This is a genomic window from Microcella sp. (assembly GCF_046296455.1).
Taxonomy (GTDB): Bacteria; Actinomycetota; Actinomycetes; order Actinomycetales; family Microbacteriaceae; genus Microcella.
Window position 1 is genome coordinate 24629 of sequence record NZ_JBKBLF010000013.1, and the last position, 20296, is coordinate 44924.

20 protein-coding genes and 2 tRNA genes are annotated in these 20296 nt (G+C 70.2%); 5 read left to right on the top strand and 17 right to left on the bottom strand.

Features of this window, described 5'->3' with window-relative positions:
• Positions 1–128: 128 nt before the first annotated feature.
• The 5 genes from ACK4HH_RS08325 to ACK4HH_RS08345 form a co-directional block, all read right to left on the bottom strand.
• Positions 129–1226 (bottom strand): TerC family protein, encoded by a 1098-nt coding sequence (locus tag ACK4HH_RS08325; protein ID WP_409650640.1) that lies wholly within the window; start codon positions 1224–1226, stop codon positions 129–131.
• A gap of 65 nt (positions 1227–1291) precedes the next feature.
• Positions 1292–1678 carry a hypothetical protein gene (locus ACK4HH_RS08330; RefSeq protein WP_409650642.1) on the bottom strand — a complete coding sequence of 129 codons (387 nt, stop codon included), beginning with the start codon at positions 1676–1678 and terminating at the stop codon, positions 1292–1294.
• 84 nt (positions 1679–1762) lie between these two features.
• Positions 1763–1835 (bottom strand) — tRNA-Glu (locus ACK4HH_RS08335).
• Positions 1836–1930: 95 nt separating this feature from the next.
• The gene (locus tag ACK4HH_RS08340; RefSeq protein ID WP_409650644.1) at positions 1931–2833 is read right to left on the bottom strand and encodes a diacylglycerol/lipid kinase family protein; all 903 of its coding nucleotides are present in this window, start codon (positions 2831–2833) and stop codon (positions 1931–1933) included.
• A 40-nt stretch (positions 2834–2873) separates the two neighbouring features.
• The gene (locus ACK4HH_RS08345) at positions 2874–3155 is read right to left on the bottom strand and encodes a metal-sensitive transcriptional regulator (RefSeq protein WP_409650646.1); all 282 of its coding nucleotides are present in this window, start codon (positions 3153–3155) and stop codon (positions 2874–2876) included.
• Between the two features lie 70 nt (positions 3156–3225).
• Between ACK4HH_RS08345 and ACK4HH_RS08350 the strand changes: the two genes are divergently transcribed.
• Positions 3226–3864, top strand: a complete 639-nt coding sequence (locus ACK4HH_RS08350) for an MBL fold metallo-hydrolase (RefSeq protein WP_409650648.1) — start codon at positions 3226–3228, stop codon at positions 3862–3864.
• On the opposite strand, the gene ACK4HH_RS08355 is transcribed toward ACK4HH_RS08350, so the two are convergent.
• Positions 3861–4862, bottom strand: coding sequence for a hypothetical protein (locus ACK4HH_RS08355; protein ID WP_409650650.1), 1002 nt, complete (start codon positions 4860–4862; stop codon positions 3861–3863). The genes ACK4HH_RS08350 and ACK4HH_RS08355 overlap by 4 nt on opposite strands.
• Complete coding sequence (locus ACK4HH_RS08360; RefSeq protein ID WP_409650652.1) at positions 4862–5542, bottom strand: MerR family transcriptional regulator; 681 nt, start codon at positions 5540–5542, stop codon at positions 4862–4864. The genes ACK4HH_RS08355 and ACK4HH_RS08360 overlap by 1 nt, the downstream gene beginning before the upstream one ends.
• Before the next feature lie 77 nt (positions 5543–5619).
• Between ACK4HH_RS08360 and ACK4HH_RS08365 the strand changes: the two genes are divergently transcribed.
• Positions 5620–5880: a hypothetical protein gene (locus ACK4HH_RS08365; RefSeq protein ID WP_409650654.1), complete on the top strand. Its 261-nt coding sequence runs from the start codon at positions 5620–5622 to the stop codon at positions 5878–5880.
• Between the two features lie 98 nt (positions 5881–5978).
• Positions 5979–7115, top strand: a complete 1137-nt coding sequence (locus tag ACK4HH_RS08370) for a glycerate kinase (protein ID WP_409650656.1) — start codon at positions 5979–5981, stop codon at positions 7113–7115.
• A 4-nt stretch (positions 7116–7119) separates the two neighbouring features.
• Here the strand turns inward: ACK4HH_RS08370 and ACK4HH_RS08375 are convergent.
• Together ACK4HH_RS08375 and ACK4HH_RS08380 are read right to left on the bottom strand one after the other, a co-directional pair.
• A tRNA-Gln gene (locus ACK4HH_RS08375) sits at positions 7120–7191 on the bottom strand.
• Between the two features lie 53 nt (positions 7192–7244).
• Positions 7245–7916 (bottom strand): hypothetical protein, encoded by a 672-nt coding sequence (locus tag ACK4HH_RS08380; RefSeq protein ID WP_409650658.1) that lies wholly within the window; start codon positions 7914–7916, stop codon positions 7245–7247.
• A gap of 40 nt (positions 7917–7956) precedes the next feature.
• Between ACK4HH_RS08380 and ACK4HH_RS08385 the strand changes: the two genes are divergently transcribed.
• Complete coding sequence (locus ACK4HH_RS08385) at positions 7957–8904, top strand: cytochrome b/b6 domain-containing protein (RefSeq protein ID WP_409650660.1); 948 nt, start codon at positions 7957–7959, stop codon at positions 8902–8904.
• Between the two features lie 106 nt (positions 8905–9010).
• Here ACK4HH_RS08385 and gltX read toward each other — a convergent pair whose 3' ends face one another.
• The 6 genes from gltX to ACK4HH_RS08415 are packed head-to-tail and all read right to left on the bottom strand — an operon-like array spanning position 9011 to position 16784.
• Positions 9011–10510, bottom strand: coding sequence for a glutamate--tRNA ligase (gene gltX / locus ACK4HH_RS08390; protein WP_409650662.1), 1500 nt, complete (start codon positions 10508–10510; stop codon positions 9011–9013).
• Positions 10507–11802, bottom strand: a complete 1296-nt coding sequence (locus tag ACK4HH_RS08395; protein WP_409650664.1) for an MFS transporter — start codon at positions 11800–11802, stop codon at positions 10507–10509. Before ACK4HH_RS08395 ends, gltX begins: the two co-directional genes overlap by 4 nt.
• Positions 11803–11827: 25 nt before the next feature.
• On the bottom strand, positions 11828–12613 hold the full coding sequence (locus tag ACK4HH_RS08400) for a fumarylacetoacetate hydrolase family protein (RefSeq protein ID WP_409650666.1): 786 nt from the start codon (positions 12611–12613) through the stop codon (positions 11828–11830).
• A gap of 39 nt (positions 12614–12652) precedes the next feature.
• Complete coding sequence (locus ACK4HH_RS08405; protein ID WP_409650668.1) at positions 12653–13156, bottom strand: hypothetical protein; 504 nt, start codon at positions 13154–13156, stop codon at positions 12653–12655.
• A 40-nt stretch (positions 13157–13196) separates the two neighbouring features.
• Positions 13197–15104 (bottom strand): translational GTPase TypA, encoded by a 1908-nt coding sequence (gene typA, locus ACK4HH_RS08410; protein ID WP_409650670.1) that lies wholly within the window; start codon positions 15102–15104, stop codon positions 13197–13199.
• 6 nt (positions 15105–15110) lie between these two features.
• Positions 15111–16784, bottom strand: a complete 1674-nt coding sequence (locus ACK4HH_RS08415; RefSeq protein WP_409650672.1) for a dipeptide ABC transporter ATP-binding protein — start codon at positions 16782–16784, stop codon at positions 15111–15113.
• A 50-nt stretch (positions 16785–16834) separates the two neighbouring features.
• Between ACK4HH_RS08415 and ACK4HH_RS08420 the strand changes: the two genes are divergently transcribed.
• Entirely contained in the window at positions 16835–17440 is a 606-nt protein-coding gene (locus ACK4HH_RS08420; protein WP_409650674.1) for a PH domain-containing protein, read from the top strand.
• A gap of 23 nt (positions 17441–17463) precedes the next feature.
• Here the strand turns inward: ACK4HH_RS08420 and ACK4HH_RS08425 are convergent, their stop codons facing one another.
• Together ACK4HH_RS08425 and ACK4HH_RS08430 are read right to left on the bottom strand one after the other, a co-directional pair.
• A complete protein-coding gene (locus tag ACK4HH_RS08425) occupies positions 17464–18648 on the bottom strand; it encodes an ABC transporter permease (RefSeq protein ID WP_409650676.1) in 1185 nt (394 codons plus the stop codon).
• Complete coding sequence (locus ACK4HH_RS08430) at positions 18648–20171, bottom strand: ABC transporter permease (RefSeq protein ID WP_409650678.1); 1524 nt, start codon at positions 20169–20171, stop codon at positions 18648–18650. The genes ACK4HH_RS08425 and ACK4HH_RS08430 overlap by 1 nt, the downstream gene beginning before the upstream one ends.
• Positions 20172–20296: the final 125 nt, after the last annotated feature.

Below are 20296 nucleotides of genomic sequence, written 5' to 3' on the forward strand. Positions count from 1 at the left end.
ATCACCCTTCTTGCGTTCAAAGCGATGCGGCCGCGTCAGAACTCCGCGACGAGGATGCGACCTGGGGTGATCAGGACTCGTCGCGGCGACGAAGAAGGAGCCGCTCGCACTGCATGGTCATCAGGCTATCACCGCGGCGTCGGCGACTCCGGGGCCGCGGAGGTCGCGCCCTCGGGGGCGTCGGCCGAGGCATCCGTAGCGGCATCGTCGTCATCATCGGCCGGCGTCGCGAGAGCGGTCGGCAGGTAGCGGTGCTCGATGCGTAGCTTGATGAGGCTCGCGGCGACCGCGAGGGCCATCGCGCCGACGATGACCCCGAGCGAGGTCCAGGTGTCGATGTCGGGAACCCACTCGATCGGCATACCGCCGTTGATGAAGGGCAGCTCGTTCTCGTGCATCGCGTGGAAGACGAGCTTGACGCCGATGAAGGCGAGGATGAAGGCGATGCCGTACTTCAGGTACTCGAGCTTGTCGACGAGGTGGCCGAGCAAGAAGTACAGCTGGCGCAGGCCCATGAGGGCGAAGACGTTCGCCGTGAAGACGATGAACGGGCTCTGCGTGATGCCGAAGATCGCCGGGATCGAGTCGAGGGCGAAGATCAGGTCGGTCGTGCCGATGGCGATGAGCACGATCAGCAGCGGGGTCCAGACCTTCTTGCCGTCGACGACGGTGCGCATCTTCATGCCGTGGTAGTCGTCGGTGATCGCGATGCGCTTGCGCAAGAACCGGATGAGGGCGTTCTCGCGCGCCTCGTCGTCTTCGCGACCCGAGAAGGCCTGCTGCGCCGCCGTGATGAGCAGGAAGAGGCCGAAGATGTAGAAGATCCAGCTGAAGTTCTCGATGAGCGTCGCGCCCAGGAGGATGAAGATGCCGCGGAACAGCAGCGCCAGGATGATGCCGATCATGAGCACCTCTTGCTGCATCTTCTTGGGCACCGCGAACTGGGCCATGATGATGACGAACACGAAGAGGTTGTCGATCGAGAGGCTGTACTCGGTCAGCCAGCCCGCGATGAACTCGCCGCCCGCGTCAGGGCCGGCGACGACGAACATGAGGCCGGCGAAGATGAGCGCGAGCGCCACGTAGAAGCCCACCCAGAGCGCCGACTCTTTCGGGCTCGGCACGTGCGGGCGGCGCACGACGAGAAGCAGGTCGACGATCAGGATCAGGCTCACAACGATGAGCGAAGTGATCTCGAACCAGGCGGGGATGACGAAGTCGCTCACAGCGGCCTTTCGATGGAGGGTTCAGCGGGCCAGCTTACCGCCCGCCGGCCGCCGCCCTCTCGGGATCAATCCTTCTCGAGCGTGAGCGTCCAGGTCGCGTCACCCTGCTCGCCCTCGAGCTCGATGGTCGTGGCATCGCGCGTGTAGGCGCCGGTGAGGCTCGCGGCGCCCGTCTCGAATGCGATCGCGATGGCGATCTGGCCGTTCTCGACCGTCCAACGGTCGGTGTCGTCGTCGTACACACCGTCGTTGAAGGTCAGGCCCACGCCGCCGCCCTGCTGGAACTCGATGCCCCACTCATCGCCATCGGAGTCGGTGCCCGACCAGGTGGTGCCCACGAGCTCTTCGCCGGTCGAGGGGTTCAGCACCTCGCTGACCTGCGCGCACGCGGTCGTGCCGACGAGCAGGGTGACGGCGAGGGCGGCGGTGGCGAGGATGCGCAGGCGGGTCATGCGCCCAGCGTAGCGTCGCGGTCATGCGCCGTATCGCGCGTTAACCAACGAAACCGCCCGGAAGAATCCGGGCGGTTTCGGTTGTGACCCCAGCGGGATTCGAACCCGCGTTACCGCCGTGAGAGGGCGGCGTACTAGGCCGCTATACGATGGGGCCGCGTTCGCAACCCCACGAGTATGCCACAGCGGGCACACCCCGGCAAAACCGGCTCCGCACGCGCGTGCGGGGGCGGCGGAGCGCGCCCGGTCGGCTCAGGCGAGCACCCGCAGACCGCCCGCATCCATGCCGATATTGACGGGCAGGGGTGCGATGCGCTCGCCGTCGGCGTACGCGACGACGCCCTCGGCCTCGACCCGCACAGCGGCGGCGCGGTGCACGACGACCCGCGGATCGGTGATGTGCGTGCCAGCGAATACCCGGGGGTAGATGCGCAAGAAGGCCAGCCGACCGAGCGGCCGCACGAGCACGACGTCGAAGAGCCCGTCGTCGAGACGGGCGTCGGGCGCGACCTTCATACCGCCGCCGAACGAGAGGTTGTTGGCGACCGCGACGAGCAGCGCGCGCTCGCGGTGCACGACGCCGTCGAGCGTGAGCGTGTACTCGATCGGCCGCAGCTTGGCGAGCTCGACGAGCAGGGCGATCGTGTACCGGCTGCGCCCTCGAGGCCGGGTCATGCGATTGGCGCGCTCGTTGACGAGCGCGTCGAAGCCGGCAGACAGGATGCACGCGAAGCGCGACCGACCGCCCTCGAAGGCGATCGAGCCGGCGTCGATGATGCGGGGCGGATTCTGCAGCGCGGTCGCGAGCGCCGTGATCGCCGCCTCGGTGTCGCCGACGGGGATGCCCAGCCCGCGGGCCATGTCATTGCCAGTGCCGCTCGGCACGATGCCGAGCGGCACCCGCGACCCGTCGAGCGCCTGCACGCCGAGGTTGATCATGCCGTCGCCCCCGACCACCACGAGGGCGTCGGGCTTCTCGGCGACGGCGGCACGGGTGGCGTCGAGCAGCTGGGCGAAGTCGGGCTCGATGAGGCTCGTCACCTCATGACCGAGGCCGCGCAGGGTCGTGACGACGGCGGGGCCGACCTCGCGCCCGCGGCCGAACGAGGCGTTGGGGTTGATGGCCACGACGATGCGCTTCGACGACGATGTCATGCGCTGATTATCGCGCCCCGCGCCGGTGCGAGCGCACGCCTCAGCTGCCGCGGTTCTGCTGCAGCTCGTAGACGGCGAGCAGTTCGGCCATGGCCTTCTCGCGCTCGTCGCCGCCGGCGTCGAACATGTCGCTCACGTGGGTGCGCAGGTGGTTCTCGACGAGCAGCTTGTTGAGGCTGCGCAGGCTCTTCTGCACGGCGAGCGATTGCGTGATGATGTCGACGCAGTACTCGTCGTTCTCGATCATCTTCTCGATGCCCCGAAGCTGCCCCTGCAGGATGCGCGACCGGTGCAGGGCCCGCTTCTTGATGTCGTCGATCATGCGCCTAAAATACCCCCCGGGGGTATTTTCGTCAAGACCGGCTCGCACGCGTGCTGAGTACAGTGTGCCCATGATCATCACGAAGCGCGAGCACGCCTGCCTCGTCGTCGAGCACTCCGGCGCGACGCTCGTCATCGATCCCGGAAGCTTCACCGCCCCGTTCGCGACCGAGAACCTCGCCGCGATCGTGGTCACCCACGAGCACGGGGACCACGTGACGCGCGAGCACCTCGACCGGCTGCTGTCTGACGCCGCGGGGCCGGTCGAGCTCTTCGCGCCCGCGGGGGTCGCGGCCGCGCACCCCGACTACGCGTGGCAGATCGTCGACGGCGGCGACGTGCGCGCCGCCGGACCCTTCGCGCTCGCCTTCTCGGGCGGGCACCACGCCACGATCCACCGCTCCATCCCGATCGTCGACAATGTGGGCGTCTTCGTCAACGAGACCCTGTACTACCCGGGCGACTCGTTCACGGTTCCTCCGGGGGCCGTGGATGTGCTCGCCGTTCCGGCGAGCGCCCCGTGGCTGAAGATCGGCGAGGTCATGGACTACCTCGACGCCGTGCGGCCCCGCCGTGCGTTCCCGACGCACGAGCGAATCAACTCGGATGCCGGCAACGCGATGGCGAACGCGCGCATCACCGCGGTCGTCGAGGCCCACGGCGGCAGCGTGACGGTGCTGCAGCCGGGCGAGGCGCTCGAGCTCGACTAGCTGCCGGCTGCGGCCGAGCGGCGGCGGGGGGCGGCGCCCGGGCGCCGCGCTCCCGCGGCGACGACCGCGAGCACCGCGGCGAGGGATGCCGCGGCGAGGGCGAGGGCGATCGACAGCGTGAGGGCATCCGGGGCCACGATCGACTGCCCGCGCAGGGCCTGCATCGTCACGAGGCCGACGACGGCGAGGTACGCGCCCGCGCCCGTGAGCACGAGCCCGCGGCGCACGAGGGCGTCGCGCAGCATCGGCACCCTGCGCGCGCCGAGCTCGAGCAGCAGCGCGAGCAGCGGCAGGGCCTGCAGCGCGTGCATGCCGATGAAGTGGGGGATGCGCAGGTCGCCCGCGACCGTGCTCCAGCCGAGCAGGGGCAGGCCCGGGCCGCCGTCGGCCGTGCCGACCGCGTGGGCGCCCGCGATGCCCTGAAAGTCGTTGAGCTGCTCGGCGGTGGGGCCCGTCATGAGGAATGCGAGGCCCATGCCGAGCAGCGAGATCGCGACGCCCGTGCGGATGGCGGCCTGGCGCGCGGCGTCGGCGCCGGGGTTGCGCCAGAGCGCCACCGCCGCGACGAAGGTCGCGACCCACAGCGTCGTGATCGCCGCGGCCATGATCGACCACAGCGTCGTGGCGAGCGGAGTCGAGACGTTGAAGTGGCTCGTGATGCCCGCCGCGGCCGCGCCGACGATGACGACGAGCTCGATCGCGAGGGTCACCGCGATGACCGTGCCCGCCCACCACGCGGCACGGCGCCAGCGGGTGAAATGGCCGATGAGCCACGCCCACGTGACGGCGTAGAGCACGCCCGAGATCGCGAACTTCAGCGGCTTCTCCCACAGGTTCACGCCGAGCAGTTCGCGGTCGTCGACGAGGTAGCCGACGAACGTCGCCACCGTCAGGGCGGCGAGCAGGATGCCGAGCACGAGCAGCGGACGATGCCAGCGGCTCGGCGGCAGGTCGAGGCGCCAGTCTGCGGCGGTCGGGGCGGGGGCGGTGGTGGTCATCAGCAGTCCTCGTCGGTGGTCGTGGTGGAGCCGGGGGCGGGAACGCCCTCGGGAAGGGGAAAGCGGAGGAAGGACTCGGCCTCTTGGGCGATGCGGCGCAGGCCTGCGAAGAGCGCGTCGCCGAGCACGGTGCCGACGACGACGACGTTGGTCATCTCGGTATCGTCGGGCGCAGCGGCGACCGCGGCGAGATCGGCGCCGGCGACCAGGTCGGCGGCTTCGGCGTAGGGCACGAGCACGGCGTGCAGGCGCTGCTGCCCGAGCGCGGCGTAGGTGTCGAGCACGCGCGCGGCGAGCGCGAGTCCCGGGTTGTTCGGGTAGACGTGCCAGCCACGGGCGGCGCAGAGGTCGGCGACCAGCCGGTCGCCCTCGCTGGGCGCGGGCGACTCGTCGGCGAGCGGGGCCGGCACGGTGACGGCGCGCTGGGCGATGCCGAACACCGAGCTGAGCGGCAGCGTGCCGGCGTCGACCGCGCCCACGACGTCGCGCGCTCGCGCCACACTGAGCCCCCCGACCTCGAGCAGCGCGCGCACGAGGCGAACCCGAGCGACGTGGCTCTCGTCGTACTGGGACTGGTTGGGGCTCGTGCGCTCCCCCGCGTGCAGCAGCTGCTCGCGCAGGTAGAACTTGAGCGTGGGCACCGTGGCACCGGTCGTCGAGCTCAGTTCGGACATCCTCATGCTCAGATAGTAGCACTATCGATAGTGCCACTGTCTATACTTGGGTCGATGTCGGCGCTGCCCGGCACACTCAGGGAATGCCCCGCACCCGCCCCCGCTGCCCCCAGTGCGCGTCGACGGCGGTCGTGCCCATCGTCTACGGAATGCCGCTTGAGGAGGACTTCGTGCAGGCGCAGGCTGGGCGCATCGTGCTCGGGGGATGCATCGTCGGATTGCGCCAGCCCGATCCGACGCACTACTGCACCACCTGCCAGGGCGATTTCCACCGCGCGCGGGGCGCGTACTACGCCGAGGGCTCCTCCGAGGCCCAGTACCCGCTCGACGGCGTCGGCGGCTGACCGCGCCTCATCGACCACGCCGTGACCGGCGCACGGACCGCCTCGCCCGCCGTGCTGCGCAGCCTGCACCGAGCCCGGCGCCCTGCCATCATCGGGTCATGCGCCGCCGCATCGTCATCGCGCCCGACTCGTTCAAGGGCACGCTCTCCGCACGGGATGCCGCGCGCGCGCTCGCGGCCGGCTGGCACGACGTACGCGCCGACGACGCGCTGCTGCTCGTACCGCAGGCCGACGGCGGGGAGGGCACGCTCGACGCGATCGCGCAGGCGGTGCCCGCCGCGCAGTGGCGTCACGCGAGGGTCGCCGGGCCGACGGGCGAGCCGCACGACGCCCGCTGGCTGCTGCTGCCCGACCAGCACGCGGTGATCGAGCTCGCCGAGTGCTGCGGCATCACCCTGCTGCCCCGAGGCGACGACGGCCAGCCGGCCCTCGCCCCGCTCACGGCCTCGAGCCGCGGCGTCGGCGAAGCCATCGTCGCGGCGCTCGAGGCGGGCGCGCAGCGCATCACCCTCGCGCTCGGCGGCTCGGCGTCGACCGACGGCGGGCTCGGTGCGCTCAGCGCCCTCGGGCTGCGGCTGCTCGACGCCGAGAGCCAGGCGCTGGCCGACGGCGGCGGTGCGCTTGAGCGGCTCGCCGCGATCAACCCCGTGCTGCTGCGCGCCGCGCCGCCCGGCGGCATGACGCTGCTCACCGACACGACCGCCGAGCTCATCGGCCCGCGTGGCGCGGCGGCGGTGTTCGGGCCGCAGAAGGGCGCGAGCGCCGAGCAGGTCGCACGGCTCGAATCCGGTCTCGCGCGCGCGGCCGCGATCGCCGGCGGCGACGAGCACCTGCGGCCGGGGTCGGGGGCCGCGGGTGGCACGGCCTGGGGGTTCGCGCGGTACTGGGGCGCGAGCATCCGGTCGGGGGCCGACGCGATCGCCGGGCTGACCGGCCTCGATGCAGCCCTCGAGGGCGCCGACCTGGTCGTCACGGGCGAGGGTCGGTTCGACGCGACGAGCCGCGCGGGCAAGGTGGTGGGAGGAATCGTCGAGCGCGCATCCATCTCGGGGGTGCCCGTCGCGATCGTGGCGGGTCAGGCCGACGACGAGATCGCTCGGGATGCCGAGGCCGCGGGCCTCGGGCGCGTGCTCACGCTCGCCCGGCTGGCCGGGTCGACCGAGGCCGCCGTGCACGAGCCGGAGCGCTGGCTGCGCGCCGCCGGAGCGGCGCTCGCGCGCGAGCAGAAGCGGTGAAGAGCTGGGGTGCCTGGACTCGAACCAAGAACAACTGAACCAGAATCAGCCGTGTTGCCAATTACACCACACCCCATCAGCGCGGCCGGGGCCGGGCTGGGCGACCCGCGAGCGGGCCGAGTAGCGAGTTTACCCTACGGCCGGGGTGACGACGTACGACACCTGGCAGAAGCCGGCCCCGAAGCACGTGGCCTCGGCCGTCACCCCCATGCCCGTGCTGAGGCTGCGGTTCGACCGCACCACGGCGGGCTCGCCCGACTCGCGCGCCTCTGTGACGGCGGCGGCCAGCCGGGCCGGCTCCGGCGGGGTGTAGCCGAGATCGGCCGAGCGGTCGGCGAGCAGCAGGTAGGTCTCGCGAAAGTCGAAGGCCCCGCGCTCTTCGACCCGCACCGACTGCAGCCGGCCACCGCTCGTGCTCACCGTGAACTGCGGCGTCGTGAAGAGCGCGCCGTTGGGCTGCTCGTCCGTCGCGATGAGCACCAGCCGGTAGTCGAGCCCCGTCTCGTGCGGCCCCACGGTGGTGGCCCCGTCGGCCGGGAGTCCGAGGCCGACGGCGTCGACGGGAGGCGAGCTGAGGTCGATGCGCGGCGTTCGCGCGGCCTCGATGTAGGCGAGGCCGTCGTCGGTGAACACCGACCAGTTGAGGTCGGTGACCTCGTCGGTCTCGGCCGGGCCCGGGTCGGCCGTCAGGCGCGGAACCGCGACGACGCCGAAGATCGCCATGCCCGTCATGATCACCACGAGGATCACGGCGGGAATCCAGCGCACCCATTCGGGCCGGTGCGGATTCAGGTCGCTCACGGTGCCCTCCCCTCCCCGGTGCTGCAACTAGCCTAGGGGGGTGCCCGAGGCGAGCCCGACCCCCCGCGAGCGATCGCGTGTTCGCCGGGCGGTCGCGCTCGCCGTGATCGGCCTGGTCGGCCTCGTCGTCGCGGTGATGATCGCTCGCTGGTGGCGCGAGACCGACGCGGGCGGCGTGTTCCTCGCGCAGTATCCCGGCTCGGTCGCTCCCCCGGCCGGCACGCCCACGGGCTTCCCCGCCTGGCTCAGCTGGACCCACGCGCTCAACGCCTTCTTCCTGCTCTTCATCGTCAGCTCGGCCCTGCACCTGCGCGCGGGCACGCGCCCGCCCGCCTTCGTGACCCGCCGAAACCGATGGCCGCGCACCGCGGGCGCGCCGAAGCGCCTCGGCCTGCACACCTGGTGGCACCTCGTGGTCGTGACGCTGTGGGTCGCGACGGGCCTCGTCTACGTGACGCTGCTGCTCGTGAGCGGGCACTGGGCCCGCATCGTGCCGACCGAGTGGTCGGTCATCCCGAATGCGATCTCGGCCGGCGTGCAGTACCTCTCGCTCGACTGGCCCGCGCACACGAGCTGGGCGTACTACAACGCCCTGCAGGTGCTGTTCTACGGGGCCACGGTCTTCCTCGCCGCGCCCGTCGCGCTCGTCACCGGGCTGCGGCTGTCTCCCGTGTGGCCCGATCGATGGATGCGCAACCACGGCCCCCTCTCTGACGCCTGGGCGCGGCGCACCCACTCGCTCGTGCTCTGGTTCTACCTGGCCTTCACGGTCGTGCACGTCGGGCTCGTGCTGCTGACGGGGGCGCGGCGCAACCTCAACGCGATGTACCTCGGTATCGACGACGGCGAGAGCTGGCTCGGTGCAATCGTGTTCGCCGTCTCGGTCGTGGTCATGGCCGCGGCCTGGGTGCTGCTGCGGCCGCCCGCGCAGATCACGATCGCCGAGCGCGTCGCCGACGTGCGGCGCATGCCGGTCGCGCCGCGCTGACGGCGCCGCGCTGACGGCACCGCGCTGACGGCGCCAGATTCACCCCACAACGGCGGAACCACGGTGCTCGACCGCCCTTTTGCCCCAGATCTGGGGAGAAAGGGCGCTAGAGGGTCGCGCGCAGCGCGCGCAGACGCGCGAGCGTCGAGTCGCGGCCGAGCAGTTGCATCGACTCGAAGAGCGGCGGGCTGACCCGACGACCCGACACGGCCACGCGCAAGGCGCCGAACGCCACGCGGGGCTTGAGGCCGAGCCCGTCGACGAGGGCGACGCGCAGGGCCTCTTCGATCGCGGCGGGCTCGAACTCGGCGAGCGGCTCGAGCGCGGCGAGGCCCGCGTCGAGCACAGCGGCCGCGTCGTCGCCGAGCGAGGCACGAGCATCCGCCTCGATCTCGAGGTCGTCGTCGGCCGTGAACAGGAACGCGACCATGCCGGGCACGTCGCCGAGCAGCGTCACGCGCTCGTGCACGAGGGGCGCCGCGGCCGCGAGCAGCGCGCGCTCGGCCGGGCGGGGCACGTCGTTGAACAGGCCGGCACCCGAGCAATACGGGATGCTGCGCTCGACGAACTCGTCGAGCGAGAGCCGCCGCACGTGGTCGCCGTTGATCGACTCGGCCTTCTTTACGTCGAAGCGCGCGGGGTTCGGGTTGACGTTCGCGACGTCGAAGGCCGCCGTCATCTCGTCCATCGTGAAGACGTCGCGGTCGGGCGCGAGCGACCAGCCGAGCAGCGAGAGGTAGTTGAGCAGGCCCTCGGGGATGAACCCGCGGTCGCGGTGATGAAAGAGGTTCGACTCGGGGTCGCGCTTGCTGAGCTTCTTGTTGCCCTCGCCCATGACATAGGGCAGGTGGCCGAACTGCGGAATCGCCGTGGCCACGCCGATCTCGATGAGTGCGTGGTAGAGCGCGATCTGCCGCGGAGTCGACGACAGCAGATCCTCGCCGCGCAGCACGTGCGTGATGCCCATGAGGGCATCGTCGACGGGGTTGACGAAGGTGTACAGCGGCTGACCGTTGGGCCGCACGACGACGAAATCGACGAAGCTGCCGGCCGGGAAGGTGATCTCGCCGCGCACGAGGTCGGTGAAGCTCAGGTCGCTGTCGGGCACGCGCAGGCGCAGGGCGGGCTCGCGGCCCTCGGCGCGGTACGCGGCCTTCTGCGCGTCGCTGAGGTCGCGCTCCCAGTTGTCGTAGCCCTGCTTGGGGTCGCGGCCGAGCTCGAGGTTCTTCGCCTCGATCTCGTCCGCCGTCAGGAAGCTCTCGTAGAGGTGCCCGCCGGCCCGCAGCCGCTCGATGACGCCCGCGTAGATCTCGCCGCGCTGCGACTGCCGGTAGGGCTCGTGCGGCCCGCCCGTCTCGACCCCTTCATCCCACGTGATGCCGAGCCAGCGCAGCGCGTCGAGCAGCTGGTGGTAGCTCTCTTCGCTGTCGCGCGCCTGGTCGGTGTCTTCGATGCGGAAGACCATCGTGCCGCCCGTGTGCTTCGCGTAGGCCCAGTTGAACAGGGCTGTGCGGATGAGGCCGACGTGCGGCGTGCCGGTAGGCGAGGGGCAGAAGCGAACGCGCACATCGGCGCCGGTCGCGGTCGAGAAGGCGGGGCTGGTCACACGCTCGAGTCTACGGCGGCCCGGCGCGGCGTGATCGCGAGGGCCACGACCACGATCGCGACGAGCGCCATGGTCACGAACGAGAGACCGTTGTAGCCGAGCATCGCCAGCACTACCCCGGCGAGCGCGCCTCCCACGGCTCCGCTGCCGCTCATGACGAGGTCGCTGCGGCCCTGCACGATCGTGCGGCGATCGGGGGCGGCCGACTCGGTGAGCAGGGCCGACCCGGCAACCGTGCTCGCGCTCCACCCGAGGCCCAAGAAGATGAGCCCCGCCACGACCCACCCCTCGCTCTCGGAGCCGAGACCCGTCATGAGCAGGCTCGCGGCGAGCATCCCCTGCCCCATCAGCACCGTCGCGCGACGACCGACCCGGTCGGCGAGGATGCCGAAGACGGGCGACAGGGCGTACATGCCGGCGATGTGCAGGCTGATGGTGAAGCCCACGATCACGAGGCTCGCGCCGTGCGCGGTCAGGTGCACGGGCGTCATCGCCATGACCGCGACCATCGTCGCGTGGCTCAGGGCGATCGAGAGCATGGCGAGGCGGATGCCCGGCCGATCGTCGACCGCATCGGCCACGACCGGCGCCGCCACGCCCGAGCGCTGCTCGTGCTCGCGCGCGGCGCGCGCCTGCTCGTCGCGCCAGGCCTCGGCGATGCGCAGCGGGTCGGGACGCAGACCCACGAGGTACAGCACGGCCGCGAGCGACTGCGCGATCACCGTGAAGAGGAACGGACCGCTGAGATCGGGCAGCCCCAGGTACGCCCCGAGCGTCTCGCCGGGGCCGATGAGGTTCGGGCCCGAGACGGCGCCGACGGTGGTCGCCCAGACCACGAGCGAGAGGTCGCGACCGCGCGTCGCGGGTGCGGCGAGGTCGACGGCGGCGAAGCGCGACTGCAGGTTCACGGCCGTGCCGCTGCCGATGAGCAGGATGCCGAGCAGCAGTAGCGGGAAGTTCTGGATGCCGGCCGCCGTCATCGAGACGATGGCTCCGACGGCGGCCGTGAGCGCTCCCGTGGCGAGCGCGGGAGCGCGCCCAGCGCGTCGGGCGAGCCGCGCGAGGGGGATGGCCGCGAGCGCGGCCCCGAGCGTCACCGCCGTGGCGGCCATGCCGCTGAAGGCGGGCGAGCCCGAGATCTCGGCGGCGAGAATAGCGCCGATCGACAGTGTGGCGCCCATGCCGAGGCCGGCGAGCACCTGGCCCGCCATGAGCACACCGCGCGTGCGGCGCTGTGCGGCCGCGACGGCCTCGGCCGTGAGCGCGGGAACGAGGGTGGAGGGCGAACTCATGGCTCCATCATCCACCCGCTGGTGCTCAGGCGCGCTCGACGCGGTCGTCGCGGTTCTTCGCGGGGTTGCGCAGCACGCCCAGCCCCTCGATACGGATCTCGACCAGCTGGCCGTCGTGAAAACCGCCGAGGCCGTCGGGCGTGCCCGTCATGATGATGTCGCCGGGCAACAGGGTCCAGGCGTCGCTCACGAACTCGATGATCTCGGGCACGCCGTGGATCATGTCGCGCGTGTTGCCGCTGCGGCGCGGCTCACCGTCGACGAAGGTCGTGATCTCGAGCTCGGTGGGGTCGAGCTCGGTCTCGATGTACGGACCGATCGGCGCGAAGGTGTCGTAGCCCTTCGCGCGGGCCCATTGGCCGTCGGCGAACATGACGTCGCGCGCCGAGACGTCGTTGCCGATCGTGTAGCCGAACACCACGTCGCGCCAATCTTCTTTCTTCACGCGCTTGGCGACCTTGCCGATCACGATGACGAGCTCGCCCTCGTGGGTGATGCGGCCCTCGACGGGCGGGATGATGATGGGCTCGTCGGGCCCGATGACGGCGGTGTTGGGCTTCAAGAAGATGAGCGGGTTCTCGGGCACCTCGTACTGCATGGTCGCCACGTGCGCCGCATAGTTCATGCCGATGCAGACGACCTTCGAGCGCGGGATGACCGGCGCGAGCAGGCGCGCATCGGCGAGCTTCACGCGCTCGCCCGTCGTCTCGTAGCCGTGGAACATCGGGTCGCCCGAGAGCACCACGAGCTCATCGTCGTCGATGATGCCGAACTGGGGGTCGGCCCCCGTGCTGAAGCGTGCGATCTTCACCCGTTCAGCCTAACTGCACTGACTCGGGTCGGAACCGTCTCAGCGCGGGGTGACGACATAGGTCGCGGTCACGACGCCCTCGCCGTCGGTCGCGACCGACAGGTCGACCCGGTAGGCCGTGGCGGTGTAGGCCCCGTACCCGCTCGCGGCGTCGCTCGACACCCCCGACGCGGCGAAACCCGCGCCCTCGAGCGCCGCGGCGGCGTCGGCGAAGCCGAGGCCCCCGTCGAGCTGCGTGCGCACGACCCAGCCCGAGCCCTCTGGCCCCGCCCCGCCGCCGAGCACCGAGCCCGTGAGCGGCACGTCGGCGGGAAAGCTCGCCGGCACCTGGCCGTCGCCCGTGATCTCGACCCCGCCGAGCACCTCGTCGACGAGCCCGCGAATCTGCTCGTCGATGCCGCCCACGAGCTGATCGACACCCTGCTGCACGAGCCCCTCGACGATGTTGTCGAGCGGCGTGCCCGTGCTGCACGCGGTCGTGCCGCCCACCAGGGCCAGCGCGAGCGCGGCCGCGGCGAGGCGACGAGAACGAGGTGCGGTCATGGATGCTCCAGCCGGGTCGGGCCAGGTGCGGGTCAGGCGCCTAGGCGTTCTGCTTCTTGAGGCGCGAGGTGGCCCGCGCGCGCAGCGTCTGGTCGAGCTCGACCTTGCGGATGCGCACGATCTCGGGCGTCACCTCGACGCACTCGTCCTCGCGGGCGAACTCGAGGCACTCCTCGAGGGTGAGCTGCCGAGGCGGCGTGAGGCGCTCGAGCTCTTCCGCCGTGGAGGAGCGGATGTTGTTGAGCTTCTTCTCTTTCGTGATGTTGACGTCCATGTCGTCGGCGCGCGAGTTCTCGCCCACGACCATGCCCTCGTAGACCTCGTCGGTCGGCTTCACGAAGAACGACATGCGCTCTTGCAGCGCCATCATGGCGTTGCTCGTGACGACGCCCGAGCGGTCGGCCACGATCGAGCCGTTGTTGCGCGAGACGATCGACCCGGCCCACGGCTCGTAGCCGTGCGCGATGGCATTGGCGATGCCGGTGCCGCGCGTCGTGGTGAGGAACTCGGTGCGGAAGCCGATGAGACCGCGGCTCGGCACGATGAACTCCATGCGCACCCAGCCGGTGCCGTGGTTCGTCATGCCCTCCATGCGACCGCGGCGCGCCGCGAGAAGCTGGGTGATGGCGCCGAGGTATTCCTCCGGCGCGTCGATCGTGAGGTGCTCGAACGGCTCGTTCAGCTTGCCGTCAATCGTCTTCGTGACCACCTGCGGCTTGCCGACCGTGAGCTCGAAGCCCTCGCGGCGCATGTTCTCGACGAGGATGGCGAGCGCGAGCTCGCCGCGGCCCTGCACCTCCCACGCGTCGGGGCGCCCGATGTCGACGACGCGGATCGAGACGTTACCGATGAGCTCACGGTCGAGGCGGTCTTTCACCATGCGCGCCGTGAGCTTGTGGCCCTTGACCTTGCCGACGAGCGGCGAGGTGTTCGTGCCGATCGTCATCGAGATGGCCGGCTCGTCGACCGTGATGGCCGGCAGCGGGCGGATGTCGTCGAGGTCGGCGATCGTCTCGCCGATCGTGATGTCTTCGATGCCCGCGATCGCGACGATGTCGCCCGCCATGGCCGACTCGGCCGGGTAGCGCTCGAGGGCGCGCGTCTTGAGCAGCTCAGTGATGCGCATCGAGCTGTGCGTGCCGTCGTGGCGCACCCAGGCGACCTGCTGGCCCTTCTTGAGCGTGCCGTTGAAGATGCGCAGCAGGGCGATGCGGCCGAGGAACGGGCTCGCGTCGAGGTTGGTGACGTGCGCCTGCAGCGGGTGCTCGTCGTCGTAGCTCGGGGCGGGGATGTGCTGCAGGATCGCCTCGAACAGCGGCTCGAGGTCGTCGTTGTCGGGCAGGCTGCCGTCGGCGGGCCGGGTGCGGCTCGCCGCGCCCGCGCGGCCCGAGGCGTAGATGACCGGCAGGTCGAGGATCGCGTCGACATCGAGGTCGGGCACCTCGTCTTGCAGGTCGCTCGCGAGGCCCAGCAGCAGATCGTGGGTCTCCTCCTCGACGGCCTCGATGCGGGCATCCGGACGGTCGGTCTTGTTCACGAGCAGGATGACCGGCAGCTTGGCCGCGAGCGCCTTGCGCAGCACGAACCGGGTCTGGGGCAGCGGGCCCTCGCTCGCGTCGACGAGCAGCACGACGCCGTCGACCATGCTCAGGCCGCGCTCGACCTCGCCGCCGAAGTCGGCGTGGCCGGGGGTGTCGATCACGTTGATCGTGATCTCTTGCCCCGCAGCGTGCTTACCCTTGTACGTCACCGCCGTGTTCTTGGCGAGGATCGTGATGCCCTTCTCACGCTCGAGGTCGTTCGAGTCCATCGCCCGGTCTTCGAGGTGGGCGTGGGCGGCGAACGAGTCGGTCTGACGCAGCATGGCGTCGACGAGGGTGGTCTTGCCGTGGTCGACGTGGGCGACGATCGCCACGTTGCGCAGGTCGGTGCGGGTGGCGAGTGCCATGGTGAATCAGTCCTTGCTGGCTGCGCGCTGCTCTCGACGCTCCCGCTGCGCCACAGGATCGGGCAGGGGAACAGCGGCGATGAGGCGCTGAGTGTAGGGGTCTTGGGGGTTGCGCAGAATCTGATCGCGCGAACCCTGCTCGACCAGTCTACCCCGGTGCATCACCGCGATCCGGTGCGCGAGGATATCGACGACCGCGAGGTCGTGGCTGATGAAGAGGCAGGCGAACTGCAGGCGCTGCTGCAGCTCTTGCAGCAGGTCGAGGAACCGGGCCTGAACCGAGACGTCGAGCGCGCTCGTCGGCTCGTCCGCCACGAGCAGCTGCGGCGTGAGGGCGAGGGCGCGGGCGATGCCCACGCGCTGACGCTGACCGCCGCTGAGCTCGTGCGGGTAGCGGTTGCGGTAGCTCGACGGCAGCTCGACCTGGCTCAGCAGCTCCTCCACGCGCTTGTCGAGGTCTTTGCCGCTCGCCTCGCCGGCGAGCAGCAGCGGTTCGCCGATGCTCTCGCCGATCGGCATGCGCGGGTTGAGGCTCGACCCCGGGTCTTGAAAGACGATGCCGGCCTTGCGGCGCAGCGGGCGAAGCTCCTTCAGCGAAGCGTTCGAGATGTCGATGCCCGCCGAGACGAGGCGACCGTACTTGATCGGCAGCAGGCCGACCGCGGCGCGGCCAAGTGTCGTCTTGCCCGATCCGGACTCGCCGACGAGGCCCACGATCTCACCCGGGAACACGTCGAGCGTGATGTCATCGGCGGCGAGGAAGGCCGGCACGCGACCGCGCTTGGGGTACTCGATCGAGACATCCTGAAACGACAGCACGGGCTCGACGCCCGCGCGGTCGGCCGAGCGCGAGCCCGCGTCGGTCATGTCGATGCCGAGGTGCGGCACGGCCGCGAGCAGCGACTGCGTGTAGGGGTGCTTCGGCGATTGGAAGATCTCGAGGGTCGTGCCCTGCTCGACGGCGACGCCGTCTTTCATGACCATGATCTTGTCTGCCAGGTCGGCGACGACGCCCATGTCGTGGGTGATGAGCACGATCGCGCTGTCGAGGCGCGTGCGCAGGCTGCGAAGCAGCTCGAGGATCTCGGCCTGCACGGTGACGTCGAGGGCCGTGGTCGGCTCGTCGGCGATGAGCAGCACGGGGTCGCACGAGATCGCCTGCGCGATCATGGCGCGCTGGCGCTGGCCGCCCGAGAGCTGGTGCGGGAACTTGTTGAAGGCCGTGGCCGGGTCGGGCATCTCGACCTTGGTGAGCAGCTCGATCGCCCGCTCTTTGGCTTGAGCCGGCGTCATGTCGAAGTGCGTACGCAGCGTCTCGACGATCTGGAACCCGACCGTGTAGACGGGGTTGAGGGCCGTCATGGGCTCCTGGAAGATCACGGCGATCTGCTGGCCGCGCACCGCGCGCAGCTCGCGCTTGTCGAGCTGCGAGATCTCGCGGCCGAGCAGCCTGATCGATCCGCTCACGCGCGCCGTCGGCGGCAGCAGTCCGAGCAGGGCCATCGAGCTCGACGACTTGCCCGAGCCCGACTCGCCCACGATCGCGAGCACCTCGCCGCGCTTGACGGTGTAGTCGAGATCGACGGCGGCCGGGTAGAACTCGCCGTCGACCCAGAAGTCGACGCCAAGGCCCGAGACCTCGAGAACGGTCTCGACGGCGGTGCTGGTGGTGCTGCTCACGGGTGGTCCTTCCGTGCGGTCATGATGCGAGGGTCTGAGAAGCTGAGCGCATGCGATTCCAGCCCGCGAGCTTCCGCCCCGCCTTCGGTCGAGTTCTGACGATCACCATGGCGCTCATCGCGATCGGAGCGCTCATCGGCTTCGTGGTCGCGGGCGATGTCGCCGGGCTGCTGCGCTACGGCTGGTGGCTGGTGCTGCTGGCGGCGCTCACCTGGGCCCTGTACTGGATGCCCGCGGTCGAGGTGCTCGAGCACGAGGTCACCATCCGCAACCCGCTGAGCACCTGGCACGTGCCCTGGCCCGCCATCCAGCGCATCGACACCAAGTGGGCGCTGACCCTGTACACCCCGCGCGCCAAGATCGAGGCCTGGGCGGCCCCCGCGTCGGGTCGCTACACGGTCTTCACGCTCGGCCCGGAGGACACGCGCGTGAGCGAGAGCGCGCGACTGGCCGGCTCGATCCGCCCCGGCGACACGCTCTCGAGCGAGAGCGGCGCCGCCGCGAACCAGATCCGCCGTCACTGGGAGCAGCTGCGCGACGACGGCCTGCTCGACGGCCCGCTCGAGCCGGGCACCCTGCGCCGCACGCCGCACGTGCGCACGATCGTGCTGCTGAGCGCGCTGCTCGTGCTGAGCGTGCTGGGCCTGCTGCTCTAGCGCTCGAGCTTTCACCGCGGTCGTCACGGCGTGGGCCCACCGCGGTCGGTGTCACGGGCATCAGGCGCATCGGCGTCAAAGCCGCGCATGCCGACACCGCCCGAAACACCCTGCATGCCTGCTCCGCGACCCGTCACGACGACCGTCGCGCGGTCAAGGCCCCCGCTCTGTCCCTTGGCGAGAGCGCGGGCGTTCGGCAAGCGCTTCTGGCGCGGGTCGAACGCGTCGCGCAGACCGTCGCCGATGAAGTTGATGCACAGCGCGATCACGATGATGAACACGCCGGGCCACCAGAACAACCACGGACGCGTGGCGAAGGCCGACTGGTTCTCGCTGATGATCTTGCCGAGCGAGGTGTCGGGCGATTGCACGCCGTAGCCGAGGAAGCTCAGAGCGGTCTCGAGCAGGATCGCCGCCGCCATGAGCAGCGTCGTGTTGACGATGATCACGCCGATCGCGTTGGGCAGAATGTGCTTGAAGATGATGCGCCGGTCGCTCGCGCCCGCCACACGGGCAGCGTCGACGAACTCTCGCTCACGCAGGCTCAGCACTTCGCCGCGCACCAGGCGAGCGAGGCCGGTCCAGGTGAACAAGCCGATGATGACCGCGAGGAAGAAGGCTCCGAGCTTTCCGAATGCGAGACCGAGCACTGCTCCGATGACGATGAGGGGAATCGTGATGATGATGTCGGTGAAGCGCATGAGCACCGAGTCGACCCAGCCCCGGTAGTAGCCGGCGACGGCGCCGATGACGGTTCCGATGGTCGTGGCGATGAGGCCCACGATGACCATGATCACGACCGACTGCTGGGTGCCGCGCATGACGACGGCGAAGATGTCGCGCCCGATCTCGTCTTGACCGAAGGGGTGATCGCCGAATCGGATTCCCTCGCCGCCCATCCACTCGGGAACCAGGCTGAGGGTGGGGCGACCGCCGTTCTGCGCGGTCGGAATCTCGGTCCAGGTCCACTGCCACCAGCCGGGCGTCTTAACTTGCAGCCCGAAGAGCGAGAAGTCGAAGCCGACCGCGGTGAAGGCCAGCACGATCACGAAGGCGAGCGTGATCATCGAGATCACGGCGCCCTTGTGGCGGAAGAACCGTCGACGGACGATCTGACCCTGGCTGAGGCCTTCAACCTCTTTGTTCTCGATGTTGTTCTCGGCGTCGGTGACGCCGCTGGAGGGGACGGGTGCAGAGAGATTGCTCATCAGTTGACTCGGATTCGTGGGTCGAGTGCGGCGTACACGAGGTCGGCGATCAGGTTGAACAGGATCGCGAGCCCGCCGACGACGAGGAAGAAGGCCATGACGGGGTTCGGATCGGTGCCGTCGAGGCCGTTCTGGAACAGAGCTCCCATGCCCGTCCAGCCGAAGACGCGCTCGGTGATGACCGCGCCGCCGACGATGCCGCCGATGTCGAAGGCAACGATCGTCGCGATCGGGATGAGGGCATTGCGGAACGCGTGCCGCACGACGACCGTGCGCTCGGCGAGGCCCTTCGCGCGAGCCGTGCGGATGTAGTCCTGGTTCATGACCTCGAGCAGGCTCGCTCGCGAGTACCGGGTGTACGTGGCGAACGAGATGAGGATGAGCGCGATGGTCGGCAGCAGCAGGTGCGTGTAGATGTCGACGCCCTGCACCCAGAGCGAGCCCTCGAGGTTGGGGGTCGACGAGCCGATCGTGGCGATCGGGCGGCCACGGATGCGACCCGACGACGCGTAGTCGTCCCACACCATCATGAAGCGGTCGAGCGCGATCGCCCCGGCCGTGAGGAAGCCGGTGAAGCCGGCGACGCGCATGACGGGGCCGCGGTCGACCCCGCCCATGAACCAGCCGATGCCGACGCTCACGCCGACGGCGAGCACCGCGAGCACCGCGAGCATCCACCATTCGGTGATGGAGTACGAGATGCCGAACTGGAAGGGGAAGTAGAGGGCGAGGCCGAGAGCCGCCACCGTGAGGGAGGCGTAGAGGGCTCGACGGTTCTTGAGGCCCGTGATGAGCGCCGTGAGGCCGACCGCCGAGCCGAGCCCGATGATGGCGACGCCCGCGATGCTGAGCCCCGGGTAGGTGAACCAGTTGATGAGGTTCATGATCACGAGCATGCTCGCCGTGGCACCCGCCGCGATCGCGAAGGTCAGCACCTTGCGGCGCAGCGTGCCCGGAATGATCGATGCCCACAGCAGGCCCGCGAGGACCGTCGCGATGACGATGAGCCACGCCGGCAGCTGCGGGTCGTCCTCGAGGAAGTCGTTGAAACCGATGGCCACGAACTGCTTGAGCAGCACGGCGACCCAGAAGATCGGCAGCGAGAAGAAGAGGAACGAGATGAAGGTGACGGTGTAGTCGTATCCCGAGTACTGGCGCAGGGCGGTCGTGATGCCGACCGTCAGACCGAGGATGATGGCGACGACAGTGGCGATCGTCACGAGCTGCAGTGTCGAACCGAGGGCCTGCTCGAGCAGGGCGTTCACGCTGCGACCCTGCACAGTGACGCCGAAGTCGCCTTGGAACAGGCCGCCGAGCCACAGGAAGTACCGCAGCGGCGGGATGACGTCGAGGCGCAGCAGCTTGATGCGCGACTCGATCAGCTGCTCTTTGTTGGGGGCGTTGCTCGCCCGCAGGTCTTCGAGCGGATCGCCCGAAAGCGCGACCAGGTTGTACATGAGGAACGTGGCCGCGAGAAGTACGAAGACGGAGGCGATGAGCCGCCGGATGACGAATGCTGCCATGGGAATGGCACCCTACCTATCTGTGAACGGGGGGCTCTCAGCGGGGGGGGGGGGGGGGGGGGGGGGGGGGGGGGGGGGCCGCGGGCGGGGGGGGGGGGGGGGGGGGGGAGGGGGGGAGAGGGGGG

Excerpts from the sequence above, each read along its gene's own strand:
- ACK4HH_RS08330 (WP_409650642.1), bottom strand. The coding sequence starts at position 1,678 with ATGACCCGCCTGCGCATCCTCGCCACCGCCGCCCTCGCCGTCACCCTG.
- ACK4HH_RS08340 (WP_409650644.1), bottom strand. The coding sequence starts at position 2,833 with ATGACATCGTCGTCGAAGCGCATCGTCGTGGCCATCAACCCCAACGCC.
- ACK4HH_RS08345 (WP_409650646.1), bottom strand. The coding sequence starts at position 3,155 with ATGATCGACGACATCAAGAAGCGGGCCCTGCACCGGTCGCGCATCCTG.
- ACK4HH_RS08350 (WP_409650648.1), top strand. The coding sequence starts at position 3,226 with ATGATCATCACGAAGCGCGAGCACGCCTGCCTCGTCGTCGAGCACTCC.
- ACK4HH_RS08355 (WP_409650650.1), bottom strand. The coding sequence starts at position 4,862 with ATGACCACCACCGCCCCCGCCCCGACCGCCGCAGACTGGCGCCTCGAC.
- ACK4HH_RS08360 (WP_409650652.1), bottom strand. The coding sequence starts at position 5,542 with ATGAGGATGTCCGAACTGAGCTCGACGACCGGTGCCACGGTGCCCACG.
- ACK4HH_RS08365 (WP_409650654.1), top strand. The coding sequence starts at position 5,620 with ATGCCCCGCACCCGCCCCCGCTGCCCCCAGTGCGCGTCGACGGCGGTC.
- ACK4HH_RS08370 (WP_409650656.1), top strand. The coding sequence starts at position 5,979 with ATGCGCCGCCGCATCGTCATCGCGCCCGACTCGTTCAAGGGCACGCTC.
- ACK4HH_RS08395 (WP_409650664.1), bottom strand. The coding sequence starts at position 11,802 with ATGAGTTCGCCCTCCACCCTCGTTCCCGCGCTCACGGCCGAGGCCGTC.
- ACK4HH_RS08405 (WP_409650668.1), bottom strand. The coding sequence starts at position 13,156 with ATGACCGCACCTCGTTCTCGTCGCCTCGCCGCGGCCGCGCTCGCGCTG.
- typA (WP_409650670.1), bottom strand. The coding sequence starts at position 15,104 with ATGGCACTCGCCACCCGCACCGACCTGCGCAACGTGGCGATCGTCGCC.
- ACK4HH_RS08420 (WP_409650674.1), top strand. The coding sequence starts at position 16,835 with ATGCGATTCCAGCCCGCGAGCTTCCGCCCCGCCTTCGGTCGAGTTCTG.
- ACK4HH_RS08425 (WP_409650676.1), bottom strand. The coding sequence starts at position 18,648 with ATGAGCAATCTCTCTGCACCCGTCCCCTCCAGCGGCGTCACCGACGCC.
- ACK4HH_RS08430 (WP_409650678.1), bottom strand. The coding sequence starts at position 20,171 with ATGGCAGCATTCGTCATCCGGCGGCTCATCGCCTCCGTCTTCGTACTT.